The sequence below is a fragment of the Pseudomonas sp. zfem001 genome, from assembly GCF_032621725.1.
Classification (GTDB): Bacteria; Pseudomonadota; Gammaproteobacteria; order Pseudomonadales; family Pseudomonadaceae; genus Aquipseudomonas; species Aquipseudomonas sediminis.
Genome location: NZ_JAVYJI010000003.1, coordinates 18,971 through 37,989 on the forward strand (window position 1 = coordinate 18,971; position 19,019 = coordinate 37,989).

The window sequence follows — 19,019 nt, forward strand, 5'->3', positions numbered from 1 at the left end:
CTCGTTCCTCTTCGGGCAGTCAGTGCTTTTTGAGCGACGGCAGCAATGCCGTGAGGATGCCCAGCAACGGCAGGAACGAGCAGATCAGGAACACCTCCTCGATGCCGTGGATGTCCGCCAGGTAACCGAGCAGCGCCCCGCCGATGCCGCCGAAGCCGAACATCAGGCCGAAGAACAGCCCGGCGATCATACCGACGTTGCCCGGCATCAGCTCCTGGGCGAAGACCACGATGGCGGAGAACGCCGAGGCCAGGATGAAACCGATCACCATGCTCAGCACGCCCGTCCAGAACAGGTCGACGTGCGGTAGCAGCAGGGAGAACGGCGCCACGCCAAGGATGGAGAACCAGATCACCTGCTTGCGCCCGATGCGGTCGCCGATCGGCCCGCCGAAGAAGGTACCGGCAGCCACCGCGCCGAGGAACAGGAACAGGTAGAGCTGCGAGCTGGCCACCGACAGGTCGAACTTCTCGATCAGGAAGAAGGTGAAGTAGCTGGTGAAGCTGGCCATGTAGAAGTACTTGGAGAACACCAGCAGCGCCAGGATCAGCAAGGCGAACTTCACACGCCCTGTTGACAGACCGTGGGTGGCCACGCCGCCCTGCTTGAGCTTGAACAGCGTCAGGTGGTGGCGATACCAGCGGCTCAAGCCGTACAACACGACGATGGCGAAGGCGGCGAACAGGCCGAACCAGGCGACGTTGCCCTGGCCGTAGGGAATGATGATGGCCGCCGCCAGCAGCGGGCCGAAGGCGGTGCCGGCATTGCCACCGACCTGGAAGGTGGACTGTGCCAGCCCATAGCGCCCGCCCGAAGCCAGACGGGCGATACGCGACGCCTCGGGGTGGAAGGTCGAGGAGCCGATGCCCACCAGCGCCGAGGCCAGGAGGATCGCCGGGAAGCTGCCGACGAAGGCCAGCATGAGGATGCCGACCAGGGTGCACAGCGAGCCGGCCGGCAGCAGCCAGGGCTTGGGATGGCGGTCGGTGTGGTAGCCCACCCAGGGCTGCAGCAGCGAGGCAGTGAGCTGGAAGGTCAGGGTGATCAGGCCGATCTGCGCGAAGCTCAGGCCGTAGTTGAGCTTGAGCATTGGGTAGATGGCGGGTAACACCGCCTGGATCAGATCGTTGATCAGGTGCGCCAGGGCGCAGGCGCCGATCACGCGCATCACCAGAGGGCTGGCCTGGCTGACGGGCGACGCGCCGGCCAGGGAGGTAGCGGCAGGGCTGCTGGACATGCTTGAAGCTTCCGAACGAGATGAGGAACGGCGCTATGCTAGGCTGCGCTCAACCGCCTGTCTCACGAAGATCGGGAAACAACCCTCGCAAAAAAGGCAGCCTTATGCGCTTAGCCGATAAATTACTGGCCGAGATCGACGCATCACCCTGGCTGGTCAGCAGCAGCGCCACCGATTACCCGGTCAACGCCGTCATCGAGCCGCACTCGCACCGCAACAAGCACCAGTTGATCTACGCCATCTCCGGAGTGATGGTAGTGACCTCGGCGATGAATCAGTGGACGGTGCCGCCGAGCCGCGGCATCTGGATGCCCTGCGGCCAGGTGCACGCGATCCGCTGCATCGGTAGCGTGCGGATGCGCAGCGTCTTCGTGCGCCCCGACAGCCTGCCGGACATGCCCACCGAGTGCCGCGCCGTGGCCATCTCGCCGCTGCTGGGCGAGCTGATCCGCGCCGCCGTGGACATCACCCAGCCCTACGCCGACGACTCGCGCGAGGCACGGGTGATGCGTCTGATCCTCGATGAGCTGCGTATCCTGCCGACCCTGCCACTGCACCTGCCGCAACCAGCCGATCCGCGCATTCAGTCAATCTGCACGACACTGCAGGCCGACCCCGGCGATGCCTCAACGCTGGCCGACTGGAGCATCCGCCTGGGTCTGGACGAGAAGACCATTCAGCGCCTGTTTCAGAAAGGTACCGGCATGACCTTCGGCCAGTGGCGCCAGCAGGCGCGCCTGCTGCTGGCCCTGGAGCGCATCGCCCTGGGCGAGAAGATCATCGACATCGCCGGGGAGCTGGGCTACGACAGCCCCAGCGCCTTCACCACCATGTTCAAGAAGCAGTTCGGCACCACGCCCAGCCAGTTCTTCAAGTAAGCCGGGCAAAAGCACTCAAGACTTCATGCGCAGGATGTCGGGGGTTATGCCCTGTACATTCGTCTGTCCACAGAACGCCATGGATAGGTCGAGCTCTTCCCGGATGATGTGCAAGGTCTTGCTGACGCCCTGCTCTCCAAGAGCGCCCAGCCCATAAAGCATGGCTCGCCCGATATAGGTGCCTTTGGCCCCCAATGCGATGGCCTTGAGCACATCCTGACCGCTACGGATACCGCTATCGAAGTGCACTTCCGTCTGTCCGCCGACGGCATCGACGATCTCCGCCAACGTCGTGATCGATGAAGAGGCACCATCCAACTGACGCCCGCCGTGGTTGGACACCACCACGGCATCGGCGCCGCAGCCCACCGCCAGGCGCGCGTCATCGGGGTGCTGAATGCCTTTGATGATGAGCTTGCCCTGCCAGCGTTTGCGTATCCATTCGATGTCCTGCCAGGACAGCGTTGGGTCGAATTGCTCGCGCGTCCACTCCACCAGCGACTGGATGCTGCCAACCCCCTTGGCATGACCGACGATGTTGCCGAACTGACGATGTGGCGTACCCAGCATGGCCAGGCACCAGCGCGGTTTGCTGAGCATGTTGACGATATTGCGCAGGGTCGGTTTGGGCGGCATCGACAGGCCGTTTTTCTTGTCCTTGTGGCGCTGGCCGAAGACCTGCAAATCCATCGTCACCACCAGTGCCGAACAGTTGGCCGCCTCGGCTCGGGCGATAAGGCTCTCGACGAATGAACGGTCGCGCATGACGTAGAGCTGAAACCAGAACGGGTGACGCCCGGTCGCCTCAGCAACCGCTTCGAGTGAGCAAATGCTCATGGTGGACAGGGTGAAGGGAATACCGAACTGCTTGGCCGCTCGCGCGGCGAGAATCTCGCCATCGGCATGCTGCATGCCGGTCAAGCCTGTTGGGGCGATGGCCACCGGCATGCTGACAGGTACGCCGACCATGCTGCTGGCAGTGTCGCGATGGGTGATATCGCAGGCCACCCGCTGGCGGAACTCGATACGCTGAAAATCCGCCTCGTTGGCCCGGTAGGTATATTCGCTCCACGAGCCGCCATCGACATAATCGTAAAACATGCGCGGCACCCGTTTTCTCGCCAGGCGGCGCATATCTTCTACGCAAGTAATTTCAGCCATGCCATGCCTGTATATGTATACCGTGCACAATTGAAACTGCCGAAATCAATAACTTCGGCAGTGCGTAAACACTTGTCAGGCCTTGTCGTAAGCCATATAGGCGTTTTGCAAGACAATATGGTCGGCAATGTACTTGGCATCATGCCAAACACCATAAATGAAGGACGAGGCGCGATTGACCAAGTTCGGTAAGCCGACAAAGTAAATACCACTTTCTGCCGAAATACCGCGTTTATGGAATGGCATGCCCTTGTCGTCGAAGGCGTTGACTTTCAGCCAACTGAAATCGAACTTGAAGCCCGTCGCCCAGATGATGGTGGTGATGCCGGCCTGCTCCAGATCCAGTTGAAGAATCGGATTCTTGATGCACTCGGGGTCCTCGAGCAGGTTCCAGGCCTCTGGCTCGGGCGGGAATGGCAGACCGTTCTGCTCGATGTAGGCATCGGCTTCGCGCAGTACATCGAAATAAGCCTGATCACCATCTGCGATGTTCTTCGCCAGGCCTTCTTGGAACTCCACAACACCGTCATTCCAGGCCTTGGTCAGACCTACCAGGGTGATGCCGGAATGAGCAAGGCGGCGGAAATCCACAGTCTTGCCACCTTCGTAGCCACTGACGGCGAAGGCGACATGCTCTTTCTTCGGGCGGATCTTGACCTCATCCCACAGGCCCAGCGCACCCAGCCACCAGCAATAGTCACGGCTGCGGTAGGAACGCGGCGGCCGGTAATGCTCACCGACCGAGAGATAGACACGCTTGCCGGCGCGCTGCAGTTCTTCGGCGATCTGCGAGCCCGAGGCGCCGGCACCGACGACCAGCACAGCGCCATCAGCCAACTGCCCGGGGTTCTTGTACAGCGATGAGTGCAACTGCTGAACCTTGGCACTTTGCGGCACGATCTGCGGGAAAGTGGGCTTCTGGAACGGGCCGGTTGCCGCCACCACATTGGCCGCCTCGATCATGCCTTCCGAGGTGGTGACCTTGAAGCCAGGACGTGCCACCAGGCGCTCCACCTGCAGCACTTCCACCCCTGTACGAATCGGGGCCTTGAGCATCGCGGCATAATCCTCGAAGTACTTCGCCATGCGCTCTTTCGGCGGGAAGGCTTCGGGCGAGATATTGTCGAACTGCATGCTAGGAAAACGGTCATGCCAGGCCGGACCATTGGCCACCAGAGAGTCCCAGCGCTCCGAGCGCCAGCGCTCGGCAATGCGGCTGCGCTCCAGCACGATATGGGGCACATCCATCAGTGAGAGATGTTCACTCATGGCAATACCGGCCTGGCCGGCGCCGATCACCAACGTGTTGATTTTTTCAACTGACATTTGCGTATTTCCTAAATGGCGTCGAGCCTGTTAAGTGTTGTTGGCGTTCGCCGCCAACAGTAGGTCGAAGAAGTACAGGCGCCCATACAAAGCATTCAACGACCGTAATAAGTCTGCGTAAATCTGAAAATTTTGAGAATCACGCTTTTTAAATGCAGCGCTTCAGAAAAAATGAATCGCGCCGCTAAAATCACCCGTCTTTATTGCGCGACCTTATTTATTTCAGGCAGCCGAACGGGTCACCGCTAAGTTCAACTTCAACGCGGTTAAATCACTCGCGAAACATGTGGGTCAGCCGTTCGAGCATGGCGTCGCATGCCTCAAGTTGTGTGACATGGATGAACTCATCGGGCTTATGCCCCTGATCCATACTGCCCGGCCCACAAACCACGGTGGCGATGCCAATGCTGTCGAACAGGCCACCTTCTGTACCGAAGGCAACCGTGGTGAAGGCGTCCGAACCACAGATATCCGCGATCAGCTGCGCCGCGTCACTCTGCGCATCCGTGGTGAGCCCTGGATAGGTAGAGAGCTCGGCAAAGCGAATGTCGCTGTCCGCCGCCACCGCGCGCATTCTTGGCAGTACTTCCTGTTGCGCGTAGCGCTGCAACTGATGCGCGACAGCCTGTGGATCGGTGTCCGGCAGTGCACGCACCTCGAAGTCGAAGCGACACTCCGCCGGCACGATGTTCAACGCCTTGCCACCGTTGATCACGCCTGTCTGCACGGTGCTGAAGGGCGGGTCGAAGCGCGCATCGCACAACTCTGGCGCCCGCAGCTGCTGACCGATACGACCAAGCTCGCCGATCAGTTCGGCGGCATATTCGATGGCATTGACCCCTTGCGGGGCATAGGCGGAATGGCAGGCCGCACCGTGCACGTCGCAACGCATCGCCAACTTGCCCTTGTGACCGAGCACCGGTTGCAACTGGGTCGGCTCGCCAATGATGCACAAGCGCGGCTTGCAGGGCCGTTCGGCCAGGCGCGCGATCAGGTCGCGAACGCCCAGGCAACCGACCTCTTCGTCGTAGGACAGCGCAATATGAATGGGCAGGCGCAGTGGCTGCGCGAGAAAGCCCGGCACGGCCGCCAAGACGCTGGCGATATAGCCCTTCATATCCGCGGTACCACGGCCATAGAGCTTGCCGTCACGCTCGCTCAACTGGAACGGTGGCACCGACCAGGCCTGACCATCTACCGGTACGACATCGGTATGCCCGGACAAGACGATACCGGGCACGTCGGCCGGTCCGATGGTGGCGAAGAGATTGGCCTTGCTTCGCTCTTCGTTGAAGATCAGCTCGCTGGAGACGTTCAACTGCGCCAGGTAGTCATGCACGAAGGCGATCAGTTGCAGATTGGATTCACGGCTCGTGGTGTCGAACGAAACCAGGGTGGCCAGTAGCTCTTTGCTGTTCATTCACTCGTCTCCGGGAACCCCATAGCTAGGCGCTTTGGTCGGATCGAGCGCGCGCGTGATGTAGTCCTGCATCTGCGGCTGATAGGCATGCCACAACTGCTCCAGCGCGCCAATCGGGTCCTCGTCGGCCCAGTCGACGCGCAGGTCGACGATGGGCCATGCCTGTTCCCCAACCACGATCAGCGCGGCCGAATGCACCGGCCCTGCCTCACCGCCTGCGGCCATGGCGGCCTGCATCGCACTGAGCAGGCGCTCGGCCAGGAAGCCTTCACTGGTTTCGAAACCACGCACCAGGGCCTCGATGACCGCCTGATTGGCCAGCAGGTTACCGGCACCGACACATTGCTCTCCGGAGATGGCATGGTGGCAACCCAGGGTCTCGCTACCACTGAAATGTGCGGTACGCCCCTGATGGTCGATCAGCGCCAACTGGCGGTACTGGCGGTACTCGTCACTGGCCAATGCCAAGTCACGCGCCTGTTCCGGCGAGCAGCCAAGCGCGAGTTGCTCCAGTGCCCGATCACCCAGAGCCGGCAGAGTGACGTTCTGCGTGGAAACCGCACCCACGCCTGGACGCAACCAGGGGCAGCGGGCACCCACCGCGATACTCGACGAACTGATGGCGATACCCAGTTGCCCGGTCTTGGCGCAACGGCCAGTGATGGAGAAGGTCATGGTCTGCGTGGGTCCTGTTGGTGATTGATTGCACCGTGATCCGAGGCGGGCTGTACAAGCCCACCCGAGCGACGGTCAGCGTGGCGACTCGACATTGAGCACGCGTCCCAGGCCGAGAAAACGGTTAGCCAGGGTCAGCAGCGTGGCCGTCGTGGCGATGTAGATCACCGACAGCGCCGCCAGGGTCGGATCGGCAAATTCACGCACGTAGTTGTACATGGCCACGGGCAGCGTCTGCGTTGCCTGCGTGGTGACGAACAACGAGGCGGTGAACTCGTTGAACGACAGGATCGCGGCGAATAGCCAGCCACCGAACAAGCCAGGCAACATCAGCGGCACGGTGATGGTCCAGACGACACGTAGCGGTGAGGCACCCAGGCTCGCTGCCGCCAGTTCGATCCGCTGCTCCAGGTTGTGCAACGACACGTAGAGGCTGCGCAGCACGAAGGGCAGCACCAGCACCACGTGACAGAAGATCACCAGGGCATAACCACGGCTCAGGTCGAGCTGCGCCACCAGCATCAGCAGGCCGAGACCGATGGTGAAATGCGGAATGAACAGCGGCGACATCAGCACGCCTTCGAGCAGGCTCTTGAAGCGAAACTCGTAGCGATTGATGGCGATGGCAAGGGTCGTACCGATCACCACCGCCAGAGTCGAGGCCCAGGCTGTGACGATCAGCCCGGCATAGAAGCCGTTCTTGAAGTCGCTGTAATTCAGCGCCCGCTCGAACCAGCGCAGCGACCAGCCCTTGGGCGGGAAGAACAACACCGAGGTGCTGCTGAACGAGGAGATGAACACCACCACCGTCGGCAGCAGCACGAACATCAGGATCAGCGCGACCAGCAGTCGGCCCGCGTATCCCAGCCATTTATCGTGATTGGAACGCGTCATCTCAGTGTTCTCCAACGCGCTGCAGCGAGCGGCTCATGCGTTTCAGGGCAACCAGCAGCAACAGGGTCATGATTAGACCGGCGACGCTCAAGGCCGCGGCGAACGGGAAGTTCAGCGAGGAGAAACCCAGTTGGTAGACCAGCGTGGCTACCGTGCTGACCTTGCCGCCACCGATCAGCTGCGGTGTGGCGAAGGCACTGAAGGTCCAGGCAAAAGCAGTGGTGACGCTGGCGACGATACCCGGCAGGGAAAGCGGCAGGGTGATGGTCAGGAACGTGTTGATCGGGCCAGCCCCCAGACTGGTGGCCGCCTTCTCATACGCGGTGTCGATGTGGGACAGGCCGGTGGCGAGCATCAGCACCATGATCGGCATGGTCACATGCACCAGCGCCAGCACCACGCCGGTGTTGGTGAACATCAGTTGCAGCGGTTTGTCGATCAGCCCCATCGCCATCAGCAGGCTGTTGAGGAAGCCGCTGTTGCCCAGGACGATGATCCAGGAATAGGTGCGGACCACCTCGCCGAGAAATAGCGGGGTAATGGCGATGATCAGGATGCAGGACTTCAGCCATGCGGTCTGAGTACGCACCAGCGCATAGGCCAGCGGGTAACTCAGCAACAGACCGAACAGCGCGGTCTTGAAGCTCAGGACGACCGTGTTGATAAAGGCATCGGCATACAGGCTCTTGAGCATGCCCTGGAAGTTGGCCAGGGTAAAACCACCGACCTCCAGCGAGCCTGGAATGTATGCGCGTACGCTGTACTGCAGCACGGTCAGCATGGCGATCGTCAGACCAAGAGCGGTCAGCGCCGATGGCAGCACGAACCACCGGACAAACGCAGGATTACGAGTCATGGGCGTTTCCGTTGAAAGCGGCCACATGCAGTGGCCGCGCAAATGGACTCAGAGAAAGAAGGCGCGGGCATCGCCCGCGCCTGGATTGGCGATCAATGCGCCATGACGTTCTCAGAGAACCACTTGCGCCATTCAGCGGTTTTTTCCGCGCGCAGTTTCGGGTCGATATTCAGCGTCGCATCCCACTGCTCGGCCGTGGTCAGCATGCCCGGCAGCTTGGCGATTTCCGGGTCGACGGTGGCATTGGTGACCACCGGGCTGCCGCGGTTGATCTCGGCAATCTTCGCCTGTACCTCCGGCGACAGGGCGATGTTCATGAAGGTGTAAGCAAGGTCGGCGTGCTTGCTGCCTTTGTTGATGCCCATGGCATCAACACCCAGCACCGCGCCTTCCTTGGGCATGGCCAGCTTGATGTCCACGCCTTCCTCGATCATGTGATAAGCGTTCATCGACAGCAGCACCTGTACCGGGGTCTCACCAGTGGCGATGAGCTGCTGACTGTTGGCGTCGTTGGTGTAGAACGACTTGATGCTGGGCACCAGCGCCTTGAGCTTGTCCTGGCCTTTTTCCCAAGTGCTGGCATCAGCCCCGGACAGCTTGGCGGACACCGCGATGATATGGCTGGGATCGAAGTCAGGCAGCGCCAGGGTGGCCTTCAGCTCGGGCCGCCACAGGTCTGCCCAGGTCTCGAAGGTTTCGCCTTCCGGCACCAGATCCGGACGGTAGCCGATGGTATAGACGTAGCCCCACACGCCGATGTGGTTCGGGCTCAGTTGCGCCTGATGCACCAGGTTCTTGGCGTTGGGGATCTTGCTCATGTCCAGGTCTTCGAACAACCCGTCATTGGCGTACAACCAACCGACATGCGAGGTGGTGAAAGTCAGGTCGCTCTCGGCGGTGCCGGCCAGCTTGGCCTTGTTCAGGCGGTCGATGGTACCGCCGGTGACGTATTCGACTTCGACGCCGGTCTGCTTGGTGAATTCGCGGCCGATGGCCTGATCGATCAGGTCACGGAAACTTCCGCCCCAAGTGCTGACAACCAACTTCTCTGCAGCACTGGCGCTCGCGGTCGCCAGCAAGCTGGCACTCAGCACGGTCAAGGCAAGGGCTTTACGCATCATTTTTCTGCTCCGGTTATGGGTCGTGCGTTCTGGCTTGTAAGGACATCGCGACGCGGTCTGATCTTCGTGCGGATCGGTTAGCGCCAGCGCCGCCCCGAAATGGGGCACAGGTAGGCATAACGTGGTGAATTCATAATGGCGGGGGGGCTCATTCGGGTAAAACAACCTTTACCCGTGCTCTTGCGTAGGAATTTCCTATGCAGCCACAAGCTGCGATCTGACAAGCTTCCAGGCCTGTCACAGACACATCCGCCAGTGGCTCGGCAGCGAAATCGGCCTTGCCACTGCCCAGGCCACCGGCACGGACCTTGCGTTAGTGAGCGCAGACCAAGGCGCTGCCTGGACCTGCCAAACCATTGCTCAGAGAGTTCTTATGCTTAGTCGAATCACCCAACGACAACTGGAGTACTTCGTCGCGTCAGGCGAGGCCGGCAGTCTGCTCGGGGCATCGGAACGCCTCCATGTATCGTCACCGTCGATCTCTGCGGCAGTCAGTCACATCGAGTCAGAGCTGGGTGTGCAGCTGTTCGTCCGCCATCATGCCCAAGGGGTTTCGCTGACCGCGGTCGGCCGTCAGGTGATGAAAGAGGCCAAGCAGATCCTCGATCAGGTGAACAACCTGTACACCATCGCCTCGGAGTCGCTGAACAGCATTCGCGGTCCGTTGCGGGTCGGCTGCCTGGAGTCGCTGGCACCGATGATCACGCCAGATCTGGTATTCGGCTTTGGCCGCGCATTCCCCGGCGTTCGTATCAGCCAGTACGAAGGCAACCATGAAGAGCTGCTGAGCAGACTGCGCAATGCCGATATCGATATCGCTCTGACCTATGACCTGGCCGCCAGTGACGACATTGAGTTCCAGGCTCTGGCGCAGTTGCCGCCCTATGTGATGGTCGGCGAGCATCATCCGCTGGCAAACCTGCCGGCAGTGACGCTGGACGATCTGGAAACCTACCCGATGGTGCTACTGGACATCCCCGTAAGCAGGGAGTATTTCCTCGGCCTGTTCATGCCGGCAGGTGTCACGCCAAATATCGTGATGCGCTCGAGCAACCTCGAGGTGGTACGGGCGATGGTCGCCAATGGCGTGGGCTACAGCATCGCCAATGTGCGCCCCAAGGCCAACCTGTCACAGGATGGCAAGCGCTTGATCCGCGTCCGCCTGGCCGGTGAGCACCGGCCCATGCGCCTGGGCTACGCAGTGACCCGGAACACGCAACTGTCACGTGTGGTCAGCGCCTTCGCCGAACGCTGCCGGATGTTCATTTCCGATCAATACATCCCAGGCATGGCGGCACCGAGTTTTTTCGACCCGCACTCGGTGCGCATGCTCAAGGATGTGAGCTGATCAAGGCCTTGGCAGACCCTAGTAGCCGCGCGCAGGGTCGACCTGATGCAGCACTGCCTCGCCACGCTGAAGACGCAGGATGTTGTCGGCAATCTGCCTGGCCGCCGACTCGGGTATGGCCACCGAGGCCAGATGCGGGGTGATCAGCACATTCGTCATCCCCCAGAGCGGATCCTCGGGCGGCAATGGCTCGCGGTCGAAGACATCCAGGGTCGCCTCGGCGATCCGTCCACTGCCCAGCGCCTCTGTCAGCGCCTGCTGATCGACCACGGCCCCGCGCGAGACATTGATGAAGCAACTGCCAGGCGGTAGCAGCGCGAGCCGGCGAGCATCCAGCAAGCCACGAGTCTCCGAGGTCAGCGGCAGCATCACAACGAGTATTTCACTTCCCGCAATGAAGCTGTCCAGGCAATCCAGGCCGCTGTAGCAACGCACGCCTTCGAGCTGCTTGACCGAGCGCGACCAACCACTGACAGTGAACCCCTGGCGCACTAACTCAGCGGCGGCATAGGCACCCAGTTCACCTAGACCGAGTACACCGACCCGCACGCTTTGCGGCAGGCGTGGGTGCAGATAATGCCAGCGCCGCTCACGCTGGGCCTGTTCGAAAGCCGGGATATCACGGGCATAGCGCAGGACTGCGAACAGCACGTAGCTGGCCATCATGCGTCCCATGTTCGGGTCGGACAGGCGGGTAATCGGAATGGCTGGGAGATCGTCTCGACCGACCAGCGAGTCGACACCTGCGCCCAGGTTTATCAGCAGTTGCAGGTTGCGGTAACGGGCGAAGAAGCCCTGCGGTGGCTTCCAGGCAAGGGCATAGAGCACGCTGTCCGGATCCTCTACATCCTGCTCCTGGCAGATGCGTATCCCCGGAAGCAAGGGTGCGAGCAACGCCTGCCATTGCTCGAAACTGTCGAACTGACTGTAGAACACCAATGTCGGGCTCATGCCTGTTCCTCCAGCAGTTCAGCCACGCTGGACAACGCCAGGCGATAGCCCCGCACGCCCAGACCAGCGATGACACCTGTAGCAGCCTTGGACACATAGGAGTGATGACGAAAGCTCTCGCGCTTCCAGATATTGCTCATGTGCACCTCGATGATCGGTCCCTCGAAAGCAAGCAGTGCATCGAGAATCGGCACCGAGCTGTAAGTCAGTCCAGCAGCGTTGATGATGATGGCGTCGGCACTCAGGCGTGCCTCCTGAATCCAGTCCACCAGCACACCTTCATGGTTGCTCTGGCGAAACTCCAGTTGCAGCCCCAGCTCCGCAGCATGGGCCTGGCAACGTTGCTCGATGCTGGCGAAGCTCTCGCTGCCATAGGTGCCGTTCTTGTCCAGCCCATAGAGGTTGGCGTTCGGGCCATTGAGGAAAAATACGCGGTACGACATGGACACTCCTGGGTCAGGCCACCGGCCGGGTGGCAAGCATGGCCGGGTGTTGTTCAAATTCGGCGAACCACTTGGCAGTGGCCGGGTGCTCGCTGCGCCAGTCGAACTCGGCGAAACGAAAGTCCAGATAACCCAGGGCGCAACCAATGGTGATCAAGCCGATGTCATCCGGCTTGCTGCGCCAATGCGCAGCTTGAGTTTCGATCTCACCCAGGACGGCGTTGATCTTGCCCAACTGGGCCTCGACCCATGCGGACCAGTGTTTTTCCGGAGGTCGGGCGGTGGCCTCGTAACGGGCCAGCAGCGCCGCATCGAGCAGACCATCACCCAGTGCCTGACGAACCAGACTGGTCCAGCGCTCAGATCCTTTGGCGGGAAATAAGGCACCGTCGACCGAGGCGTTCAGGTATTCGCAGATCACCCGGCTGTCGTACAGCGACACACCGTCGGGGGTCTGCAGGGCCGGGACCTTGGCCAGCGGGTTGAAACGCGCGATGCGCTCGTCACGCTGGATCGGATGAGCCGCCGAGTCGAGCTTCTCGATTTGCTCAATCAGGCCCAGGACGTGGGCGACGACCATGACCTTACGCACATAGGGGGAGGTGGAGGCGTAATACAGTTTGTACATGGGGGTTCCTGTCGTAAGCCGACGTTGCCGGCCGATCCTGTTACAGCGAATCCGGGATCAGCAGCACCTTGCCGATGTTCTCGTTCGCTTCCAGCACGCGATGAGCTTCGGCCGCCTGCTGCAAGGACAAGCGAGCATGAATCAGCGGACGCACCTTGCCTGCTGCCAGCCAGGGCAGCATCTGCTCGGTGATGGCAGTAGCCAGGCGCGCTTTCTCGGCGCTGCTCTTGGGCCGCAAGGTCGATGAGGTCAGGCTGAGGCTCTTGCGCATCAGCAGCAGCAGATCCAGCTCGATCTTCGCCCCCTGCATGAACGACAGACTGATATGACGCCCGCCCGCCGCCATCGCAGCCAGGTTGCGCGCCACGTAGTCGCCGCCGACGTTATCCAGCACCACGTCGACGCCACGGCCCTCGGTGCACTGATCGACCACTTCGACGAAATCCTCCTCGTAGCGGTCAACGGCCCGCCACACGCCAAGCGCTTTCAGTGCCTCCACCTTCTGCGCCCCACCTGCGGTACCAATCACCTTGGCACCTGCCGCATGGGCACACTGAATGGCAAAGGTGCCGACGCCACTGGCTGCGCCATGAATCAGCACCACCTCGCCAGCTTGCAGGCGGCCTAGCTCGAACAGGTTGTGCCATACCGTGAAGGCCGCCTCCGGCACGCCGCCCGCCTCTTCCAGGTCCATTTCGGCCGGCACCGGCAAGCAATGCGCAGCCGTAGCCAGGCAATATTGCGCATAGCCGCCACCGTTGAGCAGGGCCATGACTCGGTCACCCGGAGTAAAGCCGCTCACGCCCTCGCCTACCGCGACCACTGTGCCTGCAGCTTCGAGCCCGAGAATATCGGGCGCGCCAGGTGGCAACGGTGCTCCGCTGCGCTGCATCAGATCCGGGCGATTGACCCCCGCAGCCGCAACCTTGATCAGCAGCTCGCCGGCGCCCGCCGCAGGTAACTGGCGCAGCACGCCATCGAGCACTTCAGGACCACCCGGCTCGCGGGCAATCACGGCGTTCATCGTTTCAGCAATCACAAGACTGTCCATTTCAATGGGTAGGCTGGGGTTCAGCCGCGAAGGCGCAGACGCCTTCGTTGTCGAACGCCAAACCACTGACCGCACCAACCGGCCAACGGGTGAGGGATTCCAGGCCGGACTGGCGCACGAACAGGCGCGTATTACCCAGCGACGGGACATCCAGATGGATATCGACGTGATCGCCCTGGAACACATGATTGACCACCGTGCCACTGAGCAGGGCATCAGCGCCCAGCGGCACCAGGCGGATGTTCTCCGGCCGCGCGTAGACGTCCAGACGCGAGCCGACCGGGCCATGGACATGCGTGACAGGCAGGCGCAGGGTAGCGTCGCCCAGCCCTACACTGGCGCTGTCGTCACGGCTCAGATAACGACCAGGCAAAATGTTGGCATCGCCGACGAAGCTGGCTACGAACGGATCTTCAGGGTTGCGATAGATCGCATCTGGCGTGCCGATCTGGCGGATATGCCCAGCCGACATGACCACCACTCGGTCGCTCATGCTCAAGGCTTCACCCTGATCATGGGTCACGAATACCGTGGTTACCCCCAGCTTGCGCTGGATGTCCTTGAGCTCGATCTGCATCGACAGCCTGAGGTTCTTGTCCAGCGCGGAGAAAGGCTCATCGAGCAACAACACCTTGGGTCGAATGACCAACGCACGGGCCAGCGCGACACGCTGCTGCTGACCACCAGACAGCTCACGCGGCTTGCGCTCGCCATAACCGCTCAACTTCACAAGCGCCAGGGCCTGCTCCACACGCTCGGCAATTTCGGCCTTTGCCACGCCACGCATGCGCAGACCATAGCCAACGTTCTTAGCCACGTTCATATGCGGAAACAGGGCGTAGTTCTGGAACACGATGCCGATCTCGCGCTGATAAGGCGGCGTCTCGGTAACCAGTTGGCCGTCGATGAATATCTCGCCATTGTCCGCCTCGGCAAAACCCGCCATCAGGTTCAACAGCGTGGTCTTGCCACAGCCGGATGGCCCCAGGAGGGTGATGAACTCGCCCTCCTGGATTTTCAGGGACACTTTCTGCAGGGCAATCGAATTGCCGAAGCGCTTCAACACACCATCGAGCTGAACCGCGACATTGCTACGAGGAGCTGTTGCCGCCTCGGTATCAGGTGTTGGATAGAGAGTCTTGATCTGTGCAGTCGCCATGGGCGCTCCGATTTACGAATGGGCTAACGAGTCAGGCTGCGGGCCAGTCATCCGGGATAACGGCAATTACGTCGATTTCCATCAGCCACTGCGGCTGGGCGAGCGCTGACACGACCAGCCCGGTGGAGATCGGAAAGACGCCCTTGAGCCATTTGCCGACTTCCTTGTAGACGGCCTCGCGGTAACGCGGGTCGATGATGTAGGTGGTCGTCTTGACGACATGGGAGAGGTCCGAGCCCGCTTCCTCGAGCAATTGCTTGACGTTCTTCATCGCCTGTTCGGCCTGCGCCTGCGGATCTCCAAGGCCAACGAGATTGCCTTCGAAGTCGGTACCGACCTGACCGCGCACATAGACGGTGTTGCCGGCACGCACGGCCTGGCACAGGTCGTTGTCGAGCGACTGGTTGGGGTAGGTCTGCTTGGTGTTGAACATGCGGATACGGGTATGGGTGGGCATGCCTGGCGACTCTGCTATGACGTGTTCAGCCAAGCTTCACACTGCTGACAAACCAGAGAAACCAGCATTTGCCGAGGGTGGTGATTAGGAAAATCTGAACCGCACTCGCGCCGTAGTCCATCGGACCTACGCCATCGCCAGAGAGCAGGGCTAGGACAGCCCCAGCGCCTTCACCACCATGTTCAAGAAGCAGTTCGGCACCACGCCCAGCCAGTTCTTCAAGTGATGTGCGGTGGGCGGTTCTGGAGCGGCGATTGTCGCGGCTGAAGCCCCTCCCACACTGCATGTATCAACACCGGAGCACAGCCGCTCAAGCCACACACCGTAGGAGGCGCTTTAGCGGCGAGCGGTTCTATCGCGGCTGAAGCCGCTCCTACGTCATACGTCCAGACTGTCGCCGGATGGCCGCTCAGGCGAGAGGTAGCTGACCAGTTGCCGCGCATGGGATGACAGTGCCTCCCAACTGCGCACGCACAAACGCAACTCGCGGGTAGCCCAGACATCCTCCAGCATCACCACCGCCACCGGCAGTTCCTGGGCGAAGCGGGTCGCGGCCACCTCGGGCAGCATGGACACGCCAACGCCCTGCGCCACCAGTTGGGCGATAGCGTCGAAGCTCGGCGCGCGCACGCGCACCTTCAGCGGCAAGGCGTTGCGCACCGCCATGTATTCGATGAAGCGCTGCATCGCGCGCTCGGCGGGCAGGCAGACGAAAGGGTAGTTGAGTGCATTGCGCAGCGAGGCCGGGCGCTGCTCGATCAACGCATGGCCATGCGGTACCAGCAGCACCAGGCGGTCGTTGCGAAATGGCAGCGACAGCAGGTCATCGGTGGCCAGGTTGCCGTCGTACACGCCGATGTCGATGCTGCCTTCCCGCGCGGCCTGCAGCACATCCTTGCTGTTGTACTCGGCCAGTTGCAGATCCACCTCGGGGTAGTCGGCCAGGAACGGCCCGAGCGCCGCCGGCAGGAAGGTGCTGTTGGCCACCGTGGAGGCTGCCAGGCGCAGGGTGATGCGCCGCTCGCCGTTGAGTTCCTGCAGGGTTTCGCTGAACTGGCGGGCCTCCTTCAGCACGCCCTGGCAGGCTTCCAGCACCAGGCGTCCGGCGGGGGTCAGGCTCATGCCATCGCTGCTGCGCACGAACAGCGTCAGCCCGCAGCGCTCTTCGAACAGGCGCAGGCGGGTGCTGGCCGCCGACACGGCGACGGGGAAGGTCGCCGCCGCCTTGCTCAGGCTGCCGGTTGCAGCAATCGCCGCGATCAAGCGCAGGTCGGGCAGGTCGAAATGCATGAAGCCTTCTCCAAAACAGAAAGCCATCTTCGTGAAATTGCGATTCTGGCTGCGTAGCATTCCACTCAGAATAACAGCTCACTCCCCTGCCGTAGCCCTGCTCATGAATGCTCTGACCGCCTCGTACCGACGCAGCCTGGACAGCGGCGTGCTATTCGCCGTGCTCTCGGCCACCGGCTTCAGCCTGAAAGCCGTGTTCGTCAAACTCGCCTACGCCGCCGCGCCGGTGGACGCCATCACCGTATTGAGTCTGCGCATGGGTCTGGCCCTACCGCTATTCGCCTGGCTGCTGTGGCTGAGCCGTGGCACCGGGCAAGCGCGGCTGTCAGCGAAGGACTGGGCGCACGTTCTGCTGCTGGGGATGCTCGGTTACTACCTGTCGAGCCTGTTCGACTTCTACGGCCTGCAGTACATCAGCGCCGGGCTGGAGCGGCTGATCCTGTTCACCTATCCGACGCTGGTGCTGCTGTTGCAGATGCTGGCGCTGGGCGAGCGACCGGGCCCGCGCACCTTCCTGGCCATGGGCCTGTGCTACCTGGGCTTGGGCATCGCCCTGGTGCATGACATCCGCGTGGAAGGCGACAGCGAGCAGATTCTGCTGGGGGCCGCCTGGGTGTTCGCCAGCGCGGTGACCTACGCCTTGTATTACCTGGGCACCGGCGTGGTGATTCGACGGGTCGGCTCTATGCGCCTGGCCGGGCTGGCCGGCGGCTCCTCGGCGATCATGGTGCTGATCCACTACGCCATCAGCGGTGAGCCGACGCAACTGGCGAGCCTGCCGAACCAGGTATGGCTTTACAGCGCGCTAATGGCGCTGCTGTCGACGGTGCTGCCGATCTACTGGATGGCGCTGGCCATCCAGCGTATGGGCGCCAGCCATACCGCGGTGTTCGGCAACCTGGGCCCGGTGCTGACGATGTTTGCCGCCTGGGCGCTGCTCGGCGAGGCCATCAGCCTGTACCAGATCGCCGGCCTGGCGCTGGTGCTATTGGGCGTCTCGCGCCTGTCGGCGAGCAAGCGCAAGACGGGCTGATCCAGGGTCAGCCCTGGCGGATCAGGTCGGCGGCCTTCTCGCCGACATGATGTACGGCGCGTTGGTGTTGCCGCTGATCAGCGTCGGCATGATCGAGGCGTCGGCCACGCCATCGAGCAGCAGGCGCTCGACTTCGCAGCGGTGCGCACGAAGATCGTCCACGGAAACAGACCTCAATAGCGCTATATACAAAAAAACATAACGATGTAGGATTGCCGCATTCAGACCTGCCGCCAGGGTCGAGCCAACACCCGATCACAACCCGATAACGATAAGGAATCCCCATGCTCAAGCCGCTCAAGCACAGCCTGCTCGCCCTCGGCCTGATCTTCACCAGCGGCGCCATCGCCGACGAGGTCAAGGTCGCTGTCGCCGCCAACTTCACCGCGCCGATCCAGGCACTCGCGCCAGCGTTCGAGCAGGCCACCGGGCACAAGCTGGTGGCGTCCTTCGGCGCCACCGGGCAGTTCTATGCGCAGATCAAGAATGGCGCGCCCTTCGATGTATTCCTCAGCGCCGACGACAGCACCCCGGCCAAGCTGGAAAGCGAAGGTGACACCGTACCTGGCTCGCGTTTCACCTACGCCATCGGCAGCCTGGTGCTGTGGTCGGCCGATGCCAGCTACCTCGATGGTACTGACGCGGCGCTGAAAGCCGGGCAATTCAAGCACCTGTCCATCGCCAATCCGAAGGCCGCCCCCTACGGACTGGCCGCAACTCAGGTGCTGGACAAGCTGGGCCTGACCGCGACCGTGAAAAGTAAACTGGTCGAAGGCCAGAACATCACTCAGGCGCATCAGTTCGTCTCCACCGGCAACGCCGAGCTGGGCTTCGTCGCCCTGTCGCAGGTGTACAAGGACGGCAAAGTCACCAGCGGCTCGGCCTGGATCGTGCCCGATGATATGTATGACCCGATCAAGCAGGACGCGGTGATTCTCAAGCAGGGCGCAAACAATCCGGCAGCGGCGGCACTGGTCGAATACCTGAAAGGCCCGGAAGCGGCCAAGGTGATCGAATCGTTCGGCTATAAACTGCCGTAGCCCGGATGAAATCCGGGGCCATCTGTCTGAGCATGCCCCGGATTGCATCCG

The 19,019-nt window shown here is 61.8% G+C and carries 19 protein-coding genes and 1 pseudogene; 4 read left to right on the top strand and 16 right to left on the bottom strand.

All coding sequences use genetic code 11. The annotated features are described in order from the left end of the window. Positions 1 to 19 precede the first annotated feature (19 nt). Positions 20 to 1,237: an MFS transporter gene (locus RTH74_RS12195; protein ID WP_316914842.1), complete on the bottom strand. Its 1,218-nt coding sequence runs from the start codon at positions 1,235 to 1,237 to the stop codon at positions 20 to 22. 104 nt (positions 1,238 to 1,341) lie between these two features. On the opposite strand from RTH74_RS12195, the gene RTH74_RS12200 reads away from it, so the two are divergent. Continuing rightward, on the top strand, positions 1,342 to 2,115 hold the full coding sequence (locus RTH74_RS12200) for a helix-turn-helix transcriptional regulator (protein WP_316914843.1): 774 nt from the start codon (positions 1,342 to 1,344) through the stop codon (positions 2,113 to 2,115). Between the two features lie 15 nt (positions 2,116 to 2,130). On the opposite strand, the gene RTH74_RS12205 is transcribed toward RTH74_RS12200, so the two are convergent. From RTH74_RS12205 to RTH74_RS12235, 7 genes are all read right to left on the bottom strand, one after another. After that, a complete protein-coding gene (locus tag RTH74_RS12205; RefSeq protein WP_316914844.1) occupies positions 2,131 to 3,276 on the bottom strand; it encodes an alpha-hydroxy acid oxidase in 1,146 nt (381 codons plus the stop codon). A gap of 75 nt (positions 3,277 to 3,351) precedes the next feature. Then, complete coding sequence (locus RTH74_RS12210) at positions 3,352 to 4,602, bottom strand: NAD(P)/FAD-dependent oxidoreductase (protein ID WP_316914845.1); 1,251 nt, start codon at positions 4,600 to 4,602, stop codon at positions 3,352 to 3,354. Positions 4,603 to 4,873: 271 nt separating this feature from the next. Continuing rightward, the gene (argE, locus tag RTH74_RS12215; RefSeq protein WP_316914846.1) at positions 4,874 to 6,022 is read right to left on the bottom strand and encodes an acetylornithine deacetylase; all 1,149 of its coding nucleotides are present in this window, start codon (positions 6,020 to 6,022) and stop codon (positions 4,874 to 4,876) included. Further along, a complete protein-coding gene (locus tag RTH74_RS12220) occupies positions 6,023 to 6,697 on the bottom strand; it encodes a DUF1028 domain-containing protein (protein ID WP_316914847.1) in 675 nt (224 codons plus the stop codon). 75 nt (positions 6,698 to 6,772) lie between these two features. Continuing rightward, positions 6,773 to 7,591, bottom strand: coding sequence for an ABC transporter permease (locus tag RTH74_RS12225; RefSeq protein ID WP_280059235.1), 819 nt, complete (start codon positions 7,589 to 7,591; stop codon positions 6,773 to 6,775). 1 nt (position 7,592) lies between these two features. Further along, positions 7,593 to 8,447, bottom strand: a complete 855-nt coding sequence (locus RTH74_RS12230; RefSeq protein WP_316914848.1) for an ABC transporter permease — start codon at positions 8,445 to 8,447, stop codon at positions 7,593 to 7,595. 92 nt (positions 8,448 to 8,539) lie between these two features. Then, on the bottom strand, positions 8,540 to 9,568 hold the full coding sequence (locus tag RTH74_RS12235) for an ABC transporter substrate-binding protein (protein ID WP_280059237.1): 1,029 nt from the start codon (positions 9,566 to 9,568) through the stop codon (positions 8,540 to 8,542). A gap of 373 nt (positions 9,569 to 9,941) precedes the next feature. Here RTH74_RS12235 and RTH74_RS12240 point away from each other — a divergent pair, with 373 nt between their 5' ends. Then, the gene (locus RTH74_RS12240) at positions 9,942 to 10,916 is read left to right on the top strand and encodes a LysR family transcriptional regulator (protein ID WP_316914849.1); all 975 of its coding nucleotides are present in this window, start codon (positions 9,942 to 9,944) and stop codon (positions 10,914 to 10,916) included. A gap of 18 nt (positions 10,917 to 10,934) precedes the next feature. Here the strand turns inward: RTH74_RS12240 and RTH74_RS12245 are convergent, their stop codons facing one another. The 7 genes from RTH74_RS12245 to RTH74_RS12280 all read right to left on the bottom strand — a co-directional run bounded on the left by RTH74_RS12245 (position 10,935) and on the right by RTH74_RS12280 (position 16,895). After that, the gene (locus tag RTH74_RS12245; protein ID WP_316914850.1) at positions 10,935 to 11,867 is read right to left on the bottom strand and encodes a glyoxylate/hydroxypyruvate reductase A; all 933 of its coding nucleotides are present in this window, start codon (positions 11,865 to 11,867) and stop codon (positions 10,935 to 10,937) included. Next, positions 11,864 to 12,310, bottom strand: a complete 447-nt coding sequence (locus RTH74_RS12250) for a 3-dehydroquinate dehydratase (RefSeq protein ID WP_280059240.1) — start codon at positions 12,308 to 12,310, stop codon at positions 11,864 to 11,866. Before RTH74_RS12250 ends, RTH74_RS12245 begins: the two co-directional genes overlap by 4 nt. A gap of 13 nt (positions 12,311 to 12,323) precedes the next feature. Next, on the bottom strand, positions 12,324 to 12,938 hold the full coding sequence (locus RTH74_RS12255) for a glutathione S-transferase (RefSeq protein ID WP_316914851.1): 615 nt from the start codon (positions 12,936 to 12,938) through the stop codon (positions 12,324 to 12,326). Positions 12,939 to 12,978: 40 nt separating this feature from the next. Continuing rightward, entirely contained in the window at positions 12,979 to 13,977 is a 999-nt protein-coding gene (locus tag RTH74_RS12260) for an NAD(P)H-quinone oxidoreductase (RefSeq protein ID WP_316914852.1), read from the bottom strand. A gap of 13 nt (positions 13,978 to 13,990) precedes the next feature. Continuing rightward, positions 13,991 to 15,148: an ABC transporter ATP-binding protein gene (locus RTH74_RS12265; RefSeq protein ID WP_316914853.1), complete on the bottom strand. Its 1,158-nt coding sequence runs from the start codon at positions 15,146 to 15,148 to the stop codon at positions 13,991 to 13,993. 31 nt (positions 15,149 to 15,179) lie between these two features. Beyond that, the gene (locus RTH74_RS12270) at positions 15,180 to 15,605 is read right to left on the bottom strand and encodes a RidA family protein (RefSeq protein ID WP_316914854.1); all 426 of its coding nucleotides are present in this window, start codon (positions 15,603 to 15,605) and stop codon (positions 15,180 to 15,182) included. Positions 15,606 to 15,983: 378 nt separating this feature from the next. After that, positions 15,984 to 16,895 carry a LysR family transcriptional regulator gene (locus tag RTH74_RS12280; protein ID WP_316914855.1) on the bottom strand — a complete coding sequence of 304 codons (912 nt, stop codon included), beginning with the start codon at positions 16,893 to 16,895 and terminating at the stop codon, positions 15,984 to 15,986. Positions 16,896 to 16,998: 103 nt separating this feature from the next. Here RTH74_RS12280 and RTH74_RS12285 point away from each other — a divergent pair, with 103 nt between their 5' ends. Continuing rightward, complete coding sequence (locus RTH74_RS12285; RefSeq protein ID WP_316914856.1) at positions 16,999 to 17,928, top strand: DMT family transporter; 930 nt, start codon at positions 16,999 to 17,001, stop codon at positions 17,926 to 17,928. A gap of 7 nt (positions 17,929 to 17,935) precedes the next feature. On the opposite strand, the pseudogene RTH74_RS24250 reads toward RTH74_RS12285, so the two are convergent. Continuing rightward, positions 17,936 to 18,087 (bottom strand): annotated as a pseudogene (locus tag RTH74_RS24250) (hypothetical protein); the annotation flags it as partial. Between the two features lie 125 nt (positions 18,088 to 18,212). Here RTH74_RS24250 and modA point away from each other — a divergent pair. Beyond that, positions 18,213 to 18,968 (top strand): molybdate ABC transporter substrate-binding protein, encoded by a 756-nt coding sequence (gene modA / locus RTH74_RS12295; protein WP_316914857.1) that lies wholly within the window; start codon positions 18,213 to 18,215, stop codon positions 18,966 to 18,968. Positions 18,969 to 19,019: the final 51 nt, after the last annotated feature.

What these genes read in the sequence shown, in the direction of transcription:
- RTH74_RS12195 (WP_316914842.1), bottom strand. Translation starts at nt 1,237, where the DNA reads ATGTCCAGCAGCCCTGCCGCTACCTCCCTGGCCGGCGCGTCGCCCGTC.
- RTH74_RS12200 (WP_316914843.1), top strand. Translation starts at nt 1,342, where the DNA reads ATGCGCTTAGCCGATAAATTACTGGCCGAGATCGACGCATCACCCTGG.
- RTH74_RS12205 (WP_316914844.1), bottom strand. Translation starts at nt 3,276, where the DNA reads ATGGCTGAAATTACTTGCGTAGAAGATATGCGCCGCCTGGCGAGAAAA.
- RTH74_RS12210 (WP_316914845.1), bottom strand. Translation starts at nt 4,602, where the DNA reads ATGTCAGTTGAAAAAATCAACACGTTGGTGATCGGCGCCGGCCAGGCC.
- argE (WP_316914846.1), bottom strand. Translation starts at nt 6,022, where the DNA reads ATGAACAGCAAAGAGCTACTGGCCACCCTGGTTTCGTTCGACACCACG.
- RTH74_RS12220 (WP_316914847.1), bottom strand. Translation starts at nt 6,697, where the DNA reads ATGACCTTCTCCATCACTGGCCGTTGCGCCAAGACCGGGCAACTGGGT.
- RTH74_RS12225 (WP_280059235.1), bottom strand. Translation starts at nt 7,591, where the DNA reads ATGACGCGTTCCAATCACGATAAATGGCTGGGATACGCGGGCCGACTG.
- RTH74_RS12230 (WP_316914848.1), bottom strand. Translation starts at nt 8,447, where the DNA reads ATGACTCGTAATCCTGCGTTTGTCCGGTGGTTCGTGCTGCCATCGGCG.
- RTH74_RS12235 (WP_280059237.1), bottom strand. Translation starts at nt 9,568, where the DNA reads ATGATGCGTAAAGCCCTTGCCTTGACCGTGCTGAGTGCCAGCTTGCTG.
- RTH74_RS12240 (WP_316914849.1), top strand. Translation starts at nt 9,942, where the DNA reads ATGCTTAGTCGAATCACCCAACGACAACTGGAGTACTTCGTCGCGTCA.
- RTH74_RS12245 (WP_316914850.1), bottom strand. Translation starts at nt 11,867, where the DNA reads ATGAGCCCGACATTGGTGTTCTACAGTCAGTTCGACAGTTTCGAGCAA.
- RTH74_RS12250 (WP_280059240.1), bottom strand. Translation starts at nt 12,310, where the DNA reads ATGTCGTACCGCGTATTTTTCCTCAATGGCCCGAACGCCAACCTCTAT.
- RTH74_RS12255 (WP_316914851.1), bottom strand. Translation starts at nt 12,938, where the DNA reads ATGTACAAACTGTATTACGCCTCCACCTCCCCCTATGTGCGTAAGGTC.
- RTH74_RS12265 (WP_316914853.1), bottom strand. Translation starts at nt 15,148, where the DNA reads ATGGCGACTGCACAGATCAAGACTCTCTATCCAACACCTGATACCGAG.
- RTH74_RS12270 (WP_316914854.1), bottom strand. Translation starts at nt 15,605, where the DNA reads ATGCCCACCCATACCCGTATCCGCATGTTCAACACCAAGCAGACCTAC.
- RTH74_RS12280 (WP_316914855.1), bottom strand. Translation starts at nt 16,895, where the DNA reads ATGCATTTCGACCTGCCCGACCTGCGCTTGATCGCGGCGATTGCTGCA.
- RTH74_RS12285 (WP_316914856.1), top strand. Translation starts at nt 16,999, where the DNA reads ATGAATGCTCTGACCGCCTCGTACCGACGCAGCCTGGACAGCGGCGTG.
- modA (WP_316914857.1), top strand. Translation starts at nt 18,213, where the DNA reads ATGCTCAAGCCGCTCAAGCACAGCCTGCTCGCCCTCGGCCTGATCTTC.